Raw genomic sequence first — 16,600 nt, 5'->3', positions numbered from 1 at the left:
GGATATAGCAGTAATAACTATGAAGGAAATGAGAAAAAGAGGACTATTAGAAGATTTAGATGTTTCCGATGAAATAAATGCTTGTTCTATAAAAGTTGATATCGAAACTAATGATGGAAATGTGGAATATCTAGTGATGTTTAAAAATGAAACTCACAATCATCCAACTGAAATAGAACCTTTTGGTGGAGCAGCAACATGTCTTGGAGGTGCAATAAGAGATCCACTATCAGGTAGAACTTATGTATATCAAGCAATGAGAGTAACTGGTTCAGCAGATCCAACAGTTAAAGTTGAGGATACATTAAAGGGAAAGCTTCCTCAAAGAACTATAACATTAGGGGCAGCACATGGATATAGCTCTTATGGTAATCAAATAGGACTTGCTACTGGACAAGTTGCAGAAATATATCATCCTAATTATGTAGCTAAAAGAATGGAAGTTGGGGCAGTAATAGCAGCAGCACCTAAGGAAAATGTAATTAGAGAAGAGCCAAAGAGTGGTGATGTTGTAATTCTTTTAGGTGGAAGAACTGGTAGAGATGGTTTAGGTGGAGCTACTGGTTCATCTAAAGAACATACAGAAGATTCAATCAATGAATGCGGAGCAGAGGTGCAAAAGGGCAATCCACCTACTGAAAGAAAGATTCAAAGATTATTTAGAAATAAAGAAGTTTCAACTATGATTAAGAGATGTAACGATTTTGGCGCAGGTGGGGTATCTGTAGCAATAGGGGAATTAACTAGAGGTTTAGATATAGATTTAGATAAGGTTCCAAAGAAATATGAAGGGCTAGATGGAACAGAAATTGCTATTTCAGAATCACAAGAAAGAATGGCAGTTGTAGTAAATAAAGAAAATGAAGAAAGATTCATTGATTTAGCTAAGGAAGAAAACTTAGAAGCTGTTAAGGTAGCAGTGGTTACTGAAACAGAAAGACTTAAGATGTTCTGGAGAGGGAATACAATAGTAGATATCAAGAGAGAATTCTTAGATACAAATGGGGCAAGACAAACTACTAAGGTTAAGGTTTTAAATCCAGAAAAGTATCCATTTGAAGTTAATAAGGATTTAAATGTTAAAGAAGAATGGATTAATAATCTTAAGAAATTAAATGTAGCATCACAACAAGGGCTAATAGAAAGATTTGACGCTACTATTGGAGCTGGAACTGTACTTATGCCATTTGGTGGTAAATATCAAAAAACACCAGCAGAAGGTATGGCGGCAAAGATACCAGTATTAAATGGGGAAAGTAAAGATGCTACATTAATGACGTTTGGCTTCAATCCTGAAATGGGAGTATGGAGTCCGTATCATATGGCATATTATTCAGTTATTGAAGCAATAACAAAGCTTTCAGCTATGGGTGGTAATTATAAAAAGGCGAGATTAACTCTTCAAGAGTATTTTGAGAGATTAGGCAAGGAAGATACTAAGTGGGGCAAACCATTTGCAGCTTTACTTGGGGCATATCAAGCACAAATGGATTTAGGTATTCCAGCTATTGGAGGAAAAGATTCAATGTCAGGAACTTTTGGAGATATTGATGTACCTCCATCATTAGTAGCCTTTGCAGTAGATGTATGCAAAGCTAATAAAGTTATATCACCAGAATTTAAGGGAATTGGTTCTAAAGTTGTTCTATTAATAGCTGAAAAGAATGAGGATATGACATTAAGAGTAGATGAATATAAAAATAATTTAGAAATAGTACACAAACTTATACATGAAGGAAAGGTGATTTCTGCATCATCAATTAAGTTTGGTGGATTATCTGAAGCTATAACAAAGATGACTTTAGGTAATAAAATTGGGGCAAATATTAAAAATGTAACTAAGGAAGAGTTATTTGGTCTTAACTACGGAAGTTTGGTTCTAGAGGTTAAGTCAGATGTAGAAGTCGATAAGGAGCTGGCTGGTTGCGCTTATAAGGCAATAGGCGAGACTGTTAAAAATGGGGCTATTATATTAGAAGATTACGATATTAACTTTGAAATTGAATCTTTAGAAAAAACATTAGAAGAGAAGTTAACAAAGGTATTTAAGATAAAAACAGAAGATAAAAATGAAAAAGTAAATACTCCATTATATAAAGTTACTGAAGCTAAGACACCAACTATTAAGGTTGCAAAACCAAGAGTATTTATTCCAGTTTTCCCTGGAACAAACTGTGAATATGATAGTGCAAAAGCTTTCAGAAATGAAGGGGCAGAAGTTTCTGAATTAGTTCTAAATAATATGAACAAAGAGCTTTTAAATGAATCTATCTTAAAGATGGAAAAAACTATAAGAGAAAGTCAAATTATTATGTTACCAGGAGGGTTTTCAGCTGGGGATGAACCAGATGGATCAGGTAAATTTATAGCAACAGTATTTAGAAACGAAAGAATAAAAGATGCTGTAATGGATCTTCTTAAGAATAGAGATGGATTAATGTTAGGTATATGCAACGGCTTTCAAGCTCTAATCAAATTAGGATTAGTTCCATATGGTCAAATAGTTGATATAGAAGAAGATATGGCAACATTAACTTATAACGAGATTAATAGGCATATGAGTTCAATTGTTAGAACTAAAATTACTTCAAATAAATCTCCATGGTTTAATGAAGTTAATGTAGGAGATATTCATTCAGTAGCAATTTCCCATGGTGAAGGTAGATTTATAGCACCTAAGGAATTATTAGAAAAACTTTCTGCTAATGGACAAATAGCAACACAATACGTTGATTTTAATGGAGAAGTTTCTATGGACATGCCATTTAATCCAAATGGATCAATGCTAGGAATTGAAGGTATTACAAGTCCAGATGGAAGAGTATTAGGTAAGATGGGGCACTCAGAAAGAAGAGGAGAAAGCCTATATAGAAACATTCCTGGTGATTTCGATCAAAAGATATTCAAATCAGGAGTACAGTATTTTAAGTAATACTTCAAATGGTTGATTAGGCATAGATGAACTAACACCTTGTAGGTGAGGTGTTAGTTTAATGAAGAATGAATAATGAATAATGAAGAATGAAGAATGAAGAATTGAGGGAAAAACTCCAGAGGAGTTTTGAAAATTAATAATTTTTAGTAATTCCGACGGAATTACATCAATAATTTTTAATTTTTAATTTTTAATTTTTAATTAAAAGCGGAGGTTTTTTATATGAAAGTAGCAATATTTTTTGGAAGTAAGTCTGATACTGATGTTATGAAAGGTGCAGCTAACTGTTTAAGGGAATTTGGAGTTGAGTTTAAGGCTTATATTTTATCAGCTCATAGAGTTCCTGAGAAGTTAAGTGAAACTTTAAAGGCAGCAGAAGATAATGGATGCGAAGTAGTAATTGCTGGAGCTGGACTTGCAGCTCATTTACCAGGTGTTATAGCTTCTCAAACTACTATGCCAGTAATTGGAGTTCCTATAAAGGGGGCTGTTGAAGGCTTAGATGCATTATTCTCAATAGTACAAATGCCAAAATCTATCCCAGTAGCAACTGTTGGAATTAATAATAGCTACAATGCAGGAATGCTTGCAGTTCAAATGCTTGCTATAAAGGATGCAGCTTTAAGAGAAAAGTTAAATCAATTTAGAACAGATATGAAAACTAAATTTATAGAAGAAAATGGACAAGGAGTGGATTTATAATGGAAAGATTAGAAATGATGTATGAAGGAAAAGCAAAAAAAATATACGCTACAGATAAGGCTGATGAAGTAATAGTTTATTACAAGGATGATGCAACAGCTTTCAATGGTGAAAAGAAGGGTCAAATCGAAGATAAAGGTGTTTTAAATAATGCAATTACTTCAATGTTATTTGAAATGTTAAATGAAAATGGAATTAAAACTCACTTTATAGAAAAGTTAAGTGAAAGAGAACAATTATGTAAGAAGGTTGAAATAGTACCACTAGAAGTAATTGTAAGAAATGTTGCAGCTGGATCGATGGCTAAGAGATTAGGACTACAAGAAGGTTTTGAATTAAAGACTACAGTTTTTGAATTATCATACAAAGATGATGATCTAGGGGATCCTTTAATAAATGATTTCCATGCAGTAGGAATTGGTGCTACTACATTTGAAGAGTTAGAAAAGATTTATGCAATGACTGCAAAGATAAATGATTTATTAAAGGAGTTCTTCGCAAAGCAAAACATAAGATTAATTGATTTTAAACTTGAATTTGGAAGATACAATGGAGAAGTTATATTAGCAGATGAAATTTCACCAGATACTTGTAGATTCTGGGATGCAACTACAGGAGAAAAGTTAGATAAAGATAGATTTAGAAGAGATATGGGAAATGTAAAAGATGCTTATATAGAAATCTTAAACAGAATAAAGAAATAGAAAAAGAATAAAAAATGAAATAATGAAAAATTGAAAATGAGAGAATTTAGGGTGAAGCTTTCATAAAGTTTCAAAAGATAATAAAAAGTAAATAGTTCATAATCTGAACTATTCTCCCTAATTTTTTCATTTTTTAACTCTTTTCATTTTTTAATTAATTTAAACTGGGGGTATTATTTTTGAGATCAAATTTAATTATAGATCCAAGTAACGATAAATTTAAAGATGAATGTGGCGTTTTTGGTGTTTATGTTAATAAACCAATGGATGTAGCTTCAATGACTTATTATGGGTTATATGCTCTGCAGCATAGAGGACAGGAAAGTGCAGGAATTGCTGTAGCTAATGGTGAAACTATAGATATTCATAAAGGAATGGGACTTATAACAGAAGCTTTTTCTAAGGATAGTTTAGAAAAACTAAAGGGTAATGCTGCTATTGGACATGTAAGATACTCTACATCTGGAGATACTAGAATTGAAAATGCTCAGCCGTTACTTAGTAAAACTAAACTTGGCTCCATTGCTATGGCTCATAATGGTACTTTAGTTAATGCAGAAGTTATAAGAGAATTATTAGAAGATGGTGGACATGTATTCCATACATCAATAGATTCAGAGGTAATAGCAAATCTTATTGCAAGAGCAGCAAAAAAAGGCATTGAAAGAGCAATATTTGATGCTATACAAGCAGTAAGAGGATCCTTTGCTATGGTCATTTTAACAGAAGATAAGCTTATAGGTGTTAGAGATCCTCATGGAATAAGACCTTTATGTTTAGGAAAGATGGAAGAAGGATATGTATTATCCTCTGAAAGTTGTGCTTTAGATGCAATAGGTGCAGAATTAGTTAGAGATATAGAGCCCGGTGAAATAATAGTAATAGATAATAATGGAGTTAAATCATTTAAGTATTCAGAGAACACACAATGCCAAACTTGTGCATTTGAGTATATTTATTTTGCAAGACCTGACTCAACAATAGACGGATTAGATGTGCATGATTCAAGAGTTAAGGCTGGGGAAGAATTATTTAGAGAGCATAAGATAGAAGCTGATTTAGTAATTGCAGTTCCAGATTCAGGAATACCATCAGCTATTGGTTATTCCAAAGCTTCAGGAGTACCATATGATACTGGCTTTGTTAAAAATAGATATGTAGGTAGAACATTTATAACTCCTTCTCAAGAAATTAGAGAAAAGGCAGTTGCTGTTAAGCTTAATCCTTTGAAAGTTAATGTAAATGGTAAGAGAGTAATTTTAATAGATGATTCAATAGTTAGAGGAACTACTTCAAGACATTTAGTTGAATCTTTAAGAAGAGCAGGAGCTAAAGAGGTACATTTCTTAGTAGCTTCACCAATAGTTAAATTTCCTTGCTATTTCGGAATAGATACTCCATATAGAAGTGAATTAATTGGTGCAAAAAAGAGCATTGAAGAAATAAGAGAAGCAATAGGTTCAGACAGTTTAGGATATTTAAGTATGGAAGGTATGTATAGTTGCTTTAGAAAAGACTGTGGATATTGTGTTGGTTGCTTTAATGGAATTTATCCAGTGGCAACTCCTATAGAAGGTGCAAAATAAAGCTGAAAGGTAGTGTGTTAAATGATAACTTATAAAGAAGCTGGAGTGAATATAGAAGAGGGATACAGATCAGTAAAGCTTATAAAAGAGTATGCAAGTAGAACTATGAGTGAATATGTACTTAATGGTTTAGGAAGCTTTGCTGGAATGGTAGAACTTCCAGAAGGGTATAAGAAGCCTGTATTAGTATCAGGAACTGATGGAGTAGGAACTAAGCTTGATATAGCATTTAGAACTAAGAAGTATGATACTGTTGGAATTGACTGCGTTGCTATGTGTGTAAATGATATATTATGCCATGGAGCAAAACCATTATTCTTCCTTGATTATATAGCTTGTGGAAAGTTAGAAGCTGAAGTAGCAGCTGATTTAGTTAAGGGAGTATCTGAAGGTTGTATCCAAGGAGACTGCGCTTTAGTAGGCGGAGAAACTGCTGAAATGCCGGGGTTTTATAAAGATGGCGAATATGATATGGCTGGCTTTGCTGTTGGTATAGTAGATAAGGATAAAATTATTAACGGTAGAAATATAAAAGATGGAGATAAATTGATTGGAATAGCATCTTCGGGCTTACATTCAAATGGATATTCTTTAGTTAGGAAATTATTTGAAGATTTAAACGAAGAAGTAAATGGAAAAGAAGTATGGAAGACATTAATAACTCCTACTAAGATATATGTAAAACCTATATTAAAGCTACTTGAAAGCTATGAAATTAAAGGTATGGCACATATAACAGGTGGTGGATTCTTAGAAAATGTTCCAAGAATGTTTAATGGGGACAACTTCACAGCAGTTATAAAGAAAGACAGTTATCCATTACCAGCTATATTTGACAGTATAATAGAAAAGGGTGTAGATAAGGATCATATGTATAATACATTCAATATGGGAATTGGTTTTGTACTATGTGTAAATGAATCAGATGTTAAACCTATCATTAAGACATTAATTGAAATGGGCGAAAAAGCTTATGAAATAGGTTATGTTACATCTGGAGGTGAAGGTTGTTGTTTAAAATAGCGGTACTTGCCTCGGGTGGAGGAACTAATCTTCAATCTATTATTGATTCAATATATAATGGTAAATTAAATTGTAAAATAGAAATGGTTATAGGAAGTAAAGATGGTATTTTTGCTCTTGAAAGAGCAAAACTTAAGGGGATAAAAACTTATATAATATCTAAAAAAGAGTACGGAGATAAGGCTTCAGATAAGATATTAGAATTAACTAAGGGGAAGGTTGATTTAATAGTTCTTGCTGGATATTTATCAATATTAGAGGGAGATATCCTTAAAGAGTTTAAGGATAGAATTATAAATATTCACCCTTCTCTTATTCCAAGCTTTTGTGGACCAAGAATGTACGGATTAAAGGTTCATGAAGCTGTAGTAAACTCAGGAGTTAAATTTACAGGGTGTACAGTGCACTTTGTAAATGAAGAAATAGATAGGGGAGCAATACTTCTTCAAGAGGTAGTTCCAGTTTATTATGAGGATACAAAAGAAATTCTTCAAAAAAGAGTTCTAGAGAAAGAACACATACTATTACCTAAAGCAATTGACTTAATTAGTAAAGACCAAGTTGAAATTATAAATGGAAAAGCGAGAATAAATACAATTAATAATAAATAATGAATAATTGATAATTATGGATATAACTTAGGCAAAATGAGTTATTCAATTTAAGAAATTCCTTAGGAATTTCATCTTCAATTCTTCATTTTTAATTATTCATTCTTAATTTTAAAAAAGGAGTTATTTTAAATGATTAAAAGAGCATTAGTTAGCGTTTTTGATAAAGAAGGAATATTGGAGTTTTCAAACTTTCTACAAGATAAAGGAGTAGAAATTATATCTACAGGTGGTACTTATAAACATTTAAAGGATAATGGAGTTAATGTTATTGAAGTTAATGAAGTAACTAATTTTCCAGAAATGTTAGATGGTAGAGTTAAAACTCTTCATCCAATTATCCATGCAGGAATCCTTGCTATAAGAGATAATGAAGAACATATGAATACGATAAAAGAAAGAAATATAACACCTATAGATATGGTTATTGTTAATTTATATCCATTCTTCCAAAAGGTAAGAGAAAACTTAAGCTTTGATGAAAAAGTTGAGTTTATTGATATCGGTGGACCAACTATGTTAAGAGCGGCTGCTAAAAACTTTAAAGATGTAGTTGTTATCTCTGATAAAAATGATTATAAGGCGGTTATGGGAGAAATATCTGAAACAGGAGAAGTTTCTGTAGCATTAAGAAAGAGGTTAGCCGGTAAGGTATTTAATTTAATGAGTGCTTATGATGCAGCTATTTCTAACTTCTTACTTGAAGATGAAGAATATCCAGAATATCTTTCAATCTCATACAAGAAAAAGCAAAGCTTAAGATATGGAGAAAATCCGCATCAAAGCGCAGCGTACTATAGCTCAAATGAATTTGATGGAGCAATGAATAGCTTCGAAGTTCTTAATGGTAAGGAATTATCTTATAACAATATAAAAGATTTAGATATAGCTTGGAAGGTAGCTTGTGAGTTTGAAGAAGTAGCTTGTTGTGGACTTAAGCATAATACTCCATGCGGAGTTGCTGTTGGAGAAACTCCACTTGAAGTTTACACTAAGGCATATGAAGCAGATCCAACATCAATATTTGGTGGTATAGTTGCAGTTAACAGAAAGATTGATAAAGCTACAGCTGAAGAAATGGTTAAAATTTTCTTAGAAGTAGTTGCAGCTCCAGAATATGATGAAGATGCACTTGAAGTATTAAGAACTAAAAAGAATTTAAGAGTTATTAAATGTAACAATACCCCTAAGGATAAGAAATTCATGGTAACTGTTGATGGCGGAATCTTAGTTCAAGAAGAAGATACTAAGTTAACTGATGAAATTAAGGTAGTTACTGAAAAAACGCCAACTGAAGAAGAAATGAGAGATTTAATTTTTGGTATGAAGGTAGTGAAATACGTTAAATCTAACGCAATAGTGACTATTAAAGATGGAGTAGCAGTAGGTATTGGTGGAGGACAAGTTAATAGAATTTGGCCTACAGAAGATGCTCTTAAAAGAGGTAAAGGTGCTACTGTTTTAGCATCAGATGCATTCTTCCCATTTAGAGATGTTGTAGATACATGTGCTAAAAATGGAATTAAAGCAATAATTCAACCAGGTGGTTCAATGAGAGATCAAGAGTCTATAGATGCTTGTAATGAACATGGAATAGCAATGGTATTTATAGGAATAAGACACTTTAAGCACTAATCAAAGATTAGTGCAATGAATAATGAAAAATTCCTTTATTTTTCATTTTTAATTCTTAATTTTTAATTTTCTCAGGAGGGGTGAAATGAAGATTTTATTAATTGGGTCTGGTGGAAGAGAGCATGCTTTAGCTTGGAAAATTGCTAAGAATGATAGAGTAGAGAAGATATTTGTGGCTCCTGGTAATGGGGGAACAGCTATAGAAGTTAAATGTGAAAATATTAATATTACAGATATAGATGAATTATTAAACTTTGCTATTGAAAAATCTATTGATTTAACAATAGTTGGACCAGAAGATCCACTAACTAAGGGGATAGTAGATAAGTTTAAAGAAAAGGGTCTTAAGATTTTTGGACCTAGTGAAAAAGCTGCAAGACTTGAAGGAAGTAAGAGTTTTTCTAAAGACTTTATGAAAAAGTATGGAGTAAAAACAGCTGGATACGAAGTTTTTTATAATCATAAAGAAGCACTAGAATATTTAAATAAATGCCCATATCCTACCGTAGTAAAAGCAGATGGTTTAGCAGCGGGCAAAGGTGTTGCAATTTGTGAAAATAAAGAAGAGGCTGTTAAAGCAGTTAACTCCTTTATGGTAGATGATATATTTAATGGTGCAGGACAAAAAATAGTAATAGAAGAGTTTTTAGATGGGGTAGAAGCTTCAATATTATCTATAACTGATGGAAAAACTATTGTGCCATTTATATCAGCTAAGGACCATAAACAAGTTTTTGATGGTAGCAAGGGACCAAATACAGGTGGTATGGGAGTATTAGCACCAAATCCTTTTGTAACTGAAGAAGTTCTTAAAGATTTTGAACAAAATATAATGAATAATACTTTACAAGGAATTAGAGAAGAGGGCTTTGATTTTAAAGGGATAATATTCTTTGGACTTATGATAACTAAAAAGGGATCATATCTTCTAGAATATAATGTTAGAATGGGGGATCCAGAAACACAATCTGTACTTAATTTAATGGAAAGTGATTTGCTTGAATTAATAGAATCTGCTTTAAATGAAGATTTAGAAAACGCTGAAGTTAAATGGAAGACAGGGACTTGTGTAAATGTGGTTTTAGCTTCAAAAGGATATCCAGGCTCTTTTGTAAAAGGCTATGAAATTACTGTAGATGATGAAGTTAAAGATAAGGTGTTTATAGCAGGAGCAAAGCTTGAAGATGGAGTTTTAAAAACTAATGGAGGAAGAGTCTTATCAGTAGTTGGAGTAGGAAAAACTGTAGAAGAAGCTAGAGAAGATGCTTATAAATCAATTGAAAAAGTAAACTTCAAAGATAAATACTTTAGAAGTGATATAGGGTTAGTATAATATAACATTAAGATAAGAGGTAAAAGGTATGTTTAATAAATTTAATATTAAGCCATTATGGGAAGTAAGTAAAATATTATCAGCAGTAGCACAAGGGTATCAAGGAGCTGATACTGTAATTACTAATGCTAAGTTAGTAAATGTATGTACTAGAGAAATAATTGATAATACTGATGTGGCAATTAGTATGGGAAGAATAGCTTTAGTTGGTGATGCAAAACATTGCATAAAAGAAAATACTAAAGTAATTGATGCTAAAGGACAATATATAGCACCTGGATTTTTAGATGGACATATCCATGTAGAGTCATCTATGCTAAGTGTTAGTGAATACGCTCGTTCAGTAATACCTCATGGAACTGTAGGGATTTATATGGATCCTCATGAAATTTGTAATGTGCTTGGTTTAAATGGGGTAAAATATATGATTGAAGATGGAAAGGGTACTCCGTTAAAGAATATGGTAACTACTCCATCATGTGTTCCTGCAGTTCCAGGATTTGAAGATACAGGAGCTGTAATTGGACCAGAGGATATAGCAGAGACTATGAAGTGGGATAGTGTGGTTGGACTAGGAGAAATGATGAATTTCCCAGGAATACTATTTTCAACAGACCATGCCCATGGAGTTGTAGGAGAAACACTAAAAGCTAATAAAATTGTAACAGGGCATTACTCTCTACCTGAAACAGGAAAGGGGTTAAATGGATATATAGCATCTGGAGTTAGGTGTTGTCATGAATCTACAAGAGCTGAAGATGCTTTAGCTAAGATGAGACTTGGAATGTATGCAATGTTTAGAGAAGGATCAGCTTGGCATGACTTAAAAGAAGTAAGTAAATCTATAACAGAAAATAATGTTGATAGTAGATTTGCAGTCTTAATATCAGATGATACACATCCTCATACCTTATTAAATGATGGACATTTAGATCATATAATTAGAAGAGCTATAAAAGAGGGAATAGATCCATTAACAGCAATACAAATGGTTACTATAAACTGTGCACAATGCTTCCAAATGGATCATGAATTAGGTTCAATAACTCCAGGTAAATGCGCTGATATAGTATTTATAGAAGACTTAAATAAAGTTAATGTAACAAAAGTTATTATTGATGGAAATATAGTAGCAGAAAATGGAGCTTTAACTGAAGAAATAGATGAATATAAATATCCAGAAGATGCGATGAATTCAATGCATGTAAAGAATATAATAACTAAGGATTCTTTTAATATATATGCAGAGAATAAAGAAAAAGTTAAAGCAAGAGTGATGGAAATAATTCCTGCAAGAGTTGGTACTTATGAAAGACATATTGAACTAGATGTTAAAGATGGAAAGGTTCAATGTGATACAAATAATGATGTTTTAAAGGCAGCTGTATTTGAAAGACATAAAGAAACAGGAACAGTAGGATATGGATTTGTTAAAGGCTTTGGAATAAAAGAAGGAGCAATGGCATCAACAGTTGCTCATGATGCTCATAATCTATTAGTTATAGGTGCTAATGATGAAGATATGGCTTTAGCAGCTAATACACTAATAGAATGTGGTGGTGGCATGGTAGCTGTAAAAGATGGAAAAGTTATAGGATTAGTACCTTTACCAATAGCAGGCTTAATGAGCGATAAATCTTTAGAAGAAATGGCAGAGAAGGTTGAGCTATTAGGTAAGGCATGGGAAGAAATAGGATGTAATATAGTATCTCCATTTATGACAATGGCTCTTATATCATTAGCATGTTTACCAGAATTAAGACTTACAAATAGAGGGTTAGTTGATTGCAATAAGTTTGAGTTTGTTCCTTTATTTATAGAAGATTAAAGAACGTATTTTAGTATAAAGAGTGTAGTAATTTTTGCTACACTCTTTTTTAAAATATATTGGGAAGAATAATAAATGGGTTATTAAAAAAATATAGATATGCAATTTTTGTAAATTGTAATTAGTTAAATAATAAGATATAATAAACCTAAAATATTATAGAAGAGGTATATTATCTTATATCTTAAAATTTATGTAAATAATAGTAATGGTCTGGAGGCAAGACAATGGATAGAAGAGATTTTTCTGATTTAGAAGATCAAATTATGTCTACAGTTAAAAATGCACTTAACGCTATAGATTTCGCTAATTTAAAAAGAGATATTAGCGGTAAAGCTGAGGACACTTTAAATGAGTTTAAATCAAAGGTAAATGAATACAATAGGAAAATGGAAAATAAATATGAGGTTTTAACTAAAAAATCTAAAAATGATGTGTCTACTTATATTAGCAAAAGACCAGCTGGAAGTTTATCAGGAATATTTTATCTAATATTTGGATCAATAGGAAGTGCAGTTTTTGGGTTTTTAGTTTTTATATTTCTAATATTTATGATAGTTTTTAGTGGAACTATAGATAATATTCATATTGCTTTTGGAGTTTTATTTACATTTTTTCTAATAAGCTTAGGATTACTTTTTAGAGGGGTAAATTTAAGAAAAAGAATAAAACGTTTTAAGAAGTATGTAAGATTTATTGATGATGATAGCTATTTTTTAATTAAGGACTTAGCGAAATTTGCTAAAGAAAAAGAAGCTTTTGTTATTAAAGATTTAAATAAAATGATTACTTTAGGTATGTTTATAGAAGGGCATATTGACGAGGAAAAAACTTATTTTATATTAAATGATGATGTTTATGGTGACTATTTAAATTTAAAAAGACAGCAAATGGATAAAGAAAGTAAAAAAGAAAAATTGAAAGAAGACATTAATAATTCTGAAAAAGAAGAAGTAAAACTTATAATTGAAACTGGAAGAAAGTATATAAATCAAATAAAAATAATAAGAAATGAGCTTTATAAAGAAGAAGTAGCAGCTAAATTAGATAGATTACAATATATTGCAAGTGAAATACTTAATTATGTTGAGAAGAATCCTAAAAAGCTACAAGAAGTTAATAAATTTATAAATCATTATCTACCTATTACTATAAAGTTAATTAATTCTTACAAGGAACTAAGTAATCAAATAGTTCAAGGGGAAAATATTAAAAATGCTAAAATTGAAATTGAAAAAAGTATTGATATTATAAATAATGCTTTTGAAAATTTATTAGATGATTTATTTGAAGATGTTGCTTTAGATATTTCTACAGATATTTCTGTACTAAAAACTCTATTTAAACAAGAAGGATTAACAGAAGAAGATTTTAAAAAATAACTTTTAAATATAAAGGAGGCATTAAAATGAGTGATGAGTTTAAAGAATCTATAAATATACAGCCAGAATTAGTATTTGAGCCATTTAAAGATGAAGTTATTAATATTAAAGCGGAAGAAGAAAAAGTTAAAGAAGAAGTAATTGATGAAATACTTCTAACTGAAGAAGAAAAAAAGATGGTAGATCAATTTGTTGATAAGATAGAAATAACTAATTCAAATTCTATTTTACAATTTGGAGTAGGTGCTCAAAAGAAAATTTCTGATTTTTCAGAGACAGCATTAAATAATGTGAGAACTAAAGATTTAGGGGAAGTTGGAGATATGCTTTCTAATGTAGTTCATGAGCTGAAAAATTTTGAAGAGTCTGAGGAGAAAAAAGGTATTTTTGGCTTTTTTAAGAAGGGTAAAGAAAAGATTTCTCAAATGAAAGCGAAATACGATAAAGTAGAGGATAATATTAATAAAATGTGTAATATCCTTGAAAAACATCAAATACAGCTATTAAAAGATATAGCTATGTTAGATAAGATGTATGAAATAAATAAAGTATATTTTAAAGAGCTTTCTATGTATATTTTAGCTGGAAAAAAGAAACTTCAAAAATTAGAGAAAGAGGAGCTTCCTAAATTACAAGAAAAAGCAAAAAGAAGTGGACTTCCTCAAGATGCTCAGGAAGTAAATGATTTTATAGCTCTTTGCAATCGCTTTGAAAAGAAAATCCATGATTTGGAACTAACTAAAATAATTTCCTTACAAATGGCTCCTCAAATTAGATTAATTCAAAATAATGATTCTTTAATGTCTGAAAAAATACAATCTACAATTGTTAACACTATTCCTCTTTGGAAAAGTCAAATAGTATTAGCTCTTGGAGTTGCTCATTCTACTAATGCAGCAAGGGTTCAAGGAGAAGTAACAAATATGACTAATGAACTTTTACGTAAAAATGCTGAGATATTGAAGACTTCTACTATAGAAACTGCTAAGGCATCAGAAAGAGGAATTGTTGATGTTGATACACTTAGATTTACTAATGAATCCTTAATTTCAACTCTTGACGAAATACTTAATATACAAACGGAAGGTCGTCAAAAACGAAGAGAAGCTGAAGTAGAATTAAGAAATATAGAAGATCAATTAAAAAATAAGCTTTTAGAGTTTAAATATTAAAAGCAATAATTATTCATAAATAAATCCACGGCATTAGATGTCGTGGATTTATTTGTGCTTTATATTTTAAATTACTCTTTAAAGTCAATAATTATATCATCACTTGCACCATGGTCATAGCCAGATATAGTAAAAGTATTAGTAACATCACTATCTTTAATAAAGAAGAGTGCATATTCATTATTGTAGAAATGATTACCTATATAATTCTTATTACTATCTATAAGGAAGAATGGTGGAACTGAGTAATAATCAGAATTAGTACTAAAATCATAATATATTTTTATACTTAAATCAGACTTCTCTATCTTATTTATTTTTAAAGTATCACCATTTTCGTAATAAAGAGTATTGTTTTCAGAAAGATACAATTCATTTTGTGAGTTTGATATATTAGAAGTATCTATAGAAAAATCAAAGGTCCAATCTCCAGTAATCTCTTTATCGAGATAACCATTTTTAGAATCTTTAAACAAAACATTGAAGAATTTATAAGTAAGTGAACAATTTAAAAGCCTAGAGTCAGGAACTTTTTCAATATCAAATAAGCTTATATACCTTATTTTATCCTCAGATATTTCAAATAATGATGAGGAAGTATCTCTATATTCAATATCACCAACATATAGAGTATTGGAAATTGATATATCTTTTAAATTATTAATAAGATCTTTTTTAAAGTTCTTTGGAAGTTCACTATAATCTATAATAGAGGATATTATTAGTTGATTTTCTTCTATTAAAACTTCTTCACAGGTTACTGAAATATTATTATCTGTTGCTGTTTTATTTATTATATTTGTATAATTATCATAGTATTTATTTTGAGATATGTTAAATATATTCTTTAAATTATTGCCAATGGAATCTAAAACTGCACTAACATTTCCAGTGTTTAAAAGCAGGAAAGAAATTAAAGATAATACTATTAATGCAGCAATTTGCTTGTAAACAGGCCTTTTCTTAACATATATTCTTTCTGATACCATATCTTTAAACTTTTCAATTTCATATTCAGTTAGTTCAGTATTATCATAGTAATTAGTATTAATATCTATATTATTAAAAGCTTTATAAATATCTTTCAAAATATCACCTCATTTAAAAACTGTTTTTCAGAATTGAAAATAATTTTTTTCTACCTCTTGATAGCTTGTTATATATTTGTGCTTTAGGAATACCTAGTTCTTTGGAAATATTATCAGTAGAGATATCTTCTAAATAATATTTAACAAATATAGCTCTATCTTCTGACCTTAAGTTATCTAAAAGTGATTGGATCTCACTTTGTAACTCTTTATATAATAGATTGTCTGATAGATCTTTTTTATCACTTAATATAATTTTATCTATATCTTCAAAATTATTATGTTTAAGGTATTTGCGTTTATAATCAATAGCTTTAAATTTTGATATCACTACAATCCAATTTTTAAAAGATCCTTTACAATCAAATGAATCAATATTGTTCCAAATTGATATTAAAATATCGTTAATACACTCATCTTGATAGTAATCTAGAGATGATAGATGTTTTCGGACTACACCCTTTATTAGACCACCGTAAGTTTCTAAAAGTAATTGCAATCCTTTTTCATTTTTGGATTTAATATATTTAATTATAAGGTTATCTGCCAATAAATTCGCCTCCTTGTAAGTACTTACACTTTATATAACGAACAATGTACT

The 16,600-nt window shown here is 30.5% G+C and carries 13 protein-coding genes; 11 read left to right on the top strand and 2 right to left on the bottom strand.

The window, feature by feature from the left end:
• From E6248_RS05315 to E6248_RS05265, 11 genes are all read left to right on the top strand, one after another.
• Positions 1–2,932: phosphoribosylformylglycinamidine synthase (locus E6248_RS05315; RefSeq protein WP_316339773.1), on the top strand; the 2,932-nt coding region annotated here is incomplete at its 5' end.
• Between the two features lie 225 nt (positions 2,933–3,157).
• On the top strand, positions 3,158–3,637 hold the full coding sequence (purE, locus tag E6248_RS05310; RefSeq protein WP_291665046.1) for a 5-(carboxyamino)imidazole ribonucleotide mutase: 480 nt from the start codon (positions 3,158–3,160) through the stop codon (positions 3,635–3,637).
• Positions 3,637–4,341 carry a phosphoribosylaminoimidazolesuccinocarboxamide synthase gene (gene purC / locus E6248_RS05305; protein WP_316339772.1) on the top strand — a complete coding sequence of 235 codons (705 nt, stop codon included), beginning with the start codon at positions 3,637–3,639 and terminating at the stop codon, positions 4,339–4,341. The genes purE and purC overlap by 1 nt, the downstream gene beginning before the upstream one ends.
• Positions 4,342–4,520: 179 nt before the next feature.
• Positions 4,521–5,927, top strand: coding sequence for an amidophosphoribosyltransferase (gene purF, locus E6248_RS05300; protein WP_316339771.1), 1,407 nt, complete (start codon positions 4,521–4,523; stop codon positions 5,925–5,927).
• A 21-nt stretch (positions 5,928–5,948) separates the two neighbouring features.
• A complete protein-coding gene (gene purM, locus E6248_RS05295) occupies positions 5,949–6,950 on the top strand; it encodes a phosphoribosylformylglycinamidine cyclo-ligase (RefSeq protein WP_316339770.1) in 1,002 nt (333 codons plus the stop codon).
• Positions 6,938–7,561: a phosphoribosylglycinamide formyltransferase gene (purN, locus tag E6248_RS05290; RefSeq protein ID WP_316339769.1), complete on the top strand. Its 624-nt coding sequence runs from the start codon at positions 6,938–6,940 to the stop codon at positions 7,559–7,561. The genes purM and purN overlap by 13 nt, the downstream gene beginning before the upstream one ends.
• 132 nt (positions 7,562–7,693) lie before the next feature.
• Positions 7,694–9,196 carry a bifunctional phosphoribosylaminoimidazolecarboxamide formyltransferase/IMP cyclohydrolase gene (gene purH / locus E6248_RS05285; protein ID WP_316339768.1) on the top strand — a complete coding sequence of 501 codons (1,503 nt, stop codon included), beginning with the start codon at positions 7,694–7,696 and terminating at the stop codon, positions 9,194–9,196.
• An 85-nt stretch (positions 9,197–9,281) separates the two neighbouring features.
• A complete protein-coding gene (gene purD / locus E6248_RS05280; protein WP_316339767.1) occupies positions 9,282–10,529 on the top strand; it encodes a phosphoribosylamine--glycine ligase in 1,248 nt (415 codons plus the stop codon).
• A 28-nt stretch (positions 10,530–10,557) separates the two neighbouring features.
• The gene (gene ade, locus E6248_RS05275; protein WP_316339766.1) at positions 10,558–12,357 is read left to right on the top strand and encodes an adenine deaminase; all 1,800 of its coding nucleotides are present in this window, start codon (positions 10,558–10,560) and stop codon (positions 12,355–12,357) included.
• A gap of 227 nt (positions 12,358–12,584) precedes the next feature.
• The gene (locus E6248_RS05270; protein ID WP_316339765.1) at positions 12,585–13,739 is read left to right on the top strand and encodes a 5-bromo-4-chloroindolyl phosphate hydrolysis family protein; all 1,155 of its coding nucleotides are present in this window, start codon (positions 12,585–12,587) and stop codon (positions 13,737–13,739) included.
• A gap of 26 nt (positions 13,740–13,765) precedes the next feature.
• Positions 13,766–14,911, top strand: a complete 1,146-nt coding sequence (locus tag E6248_RS05265) for a toxic anion resistance protein (protein ID WP_316339764.1) — start codon at positions 13,766–13,768, stop codon at positions 14,909–14,911.
• A 71-nt stretch (positions 14,912–14,982) separates the two neighbouring features.
• On the opposite strand, the gene E6248_RS05260 is transcribed toward E6248_RS05265, so the two are convergent.
• The gene (locus E6248_RS05260) at positions 14,983–15,999 is read right to left on the bottom strand and encodes a DUF4179 domain-containing protein (RefSeq protein ID WP_316339763.1); all 1,017 of its coding nucleotides are present in this window, start codon (positions 15,997–15,999) and stop codon (positions 14,983–14,985) included.
• A 13-nt stretch (positions 16,000–16,012) separates the two neighbouring features.
• Positions 16,013–16,549 (bottom strand): sigma-70 family RNA polymerase sigma factor, encoded by a 537-nt coding sequence (locus E6248_RS05255; protein WP_316339762.1) that lies wholly within the window; start codon positions 16,547–16,549, stop codon positions 16,013–16,015.
• Positions 16,550–16,600 lie beyond the last annotated feature (51 nt).

The organism is Clostridium sp. (genome assembly GCF_032552055.1).
In the GTDB taxonomy this organism is placed as follows: Bacteria; Bacillota; Clostridia; order Clostridiales; family Clostridiaceae; genus Clostridium.
The sequence above is the reverse complement of the archived record's forward strand: the minus strand, read 5'-3'. Positions and strand labels throughout refer to the sequence as shown.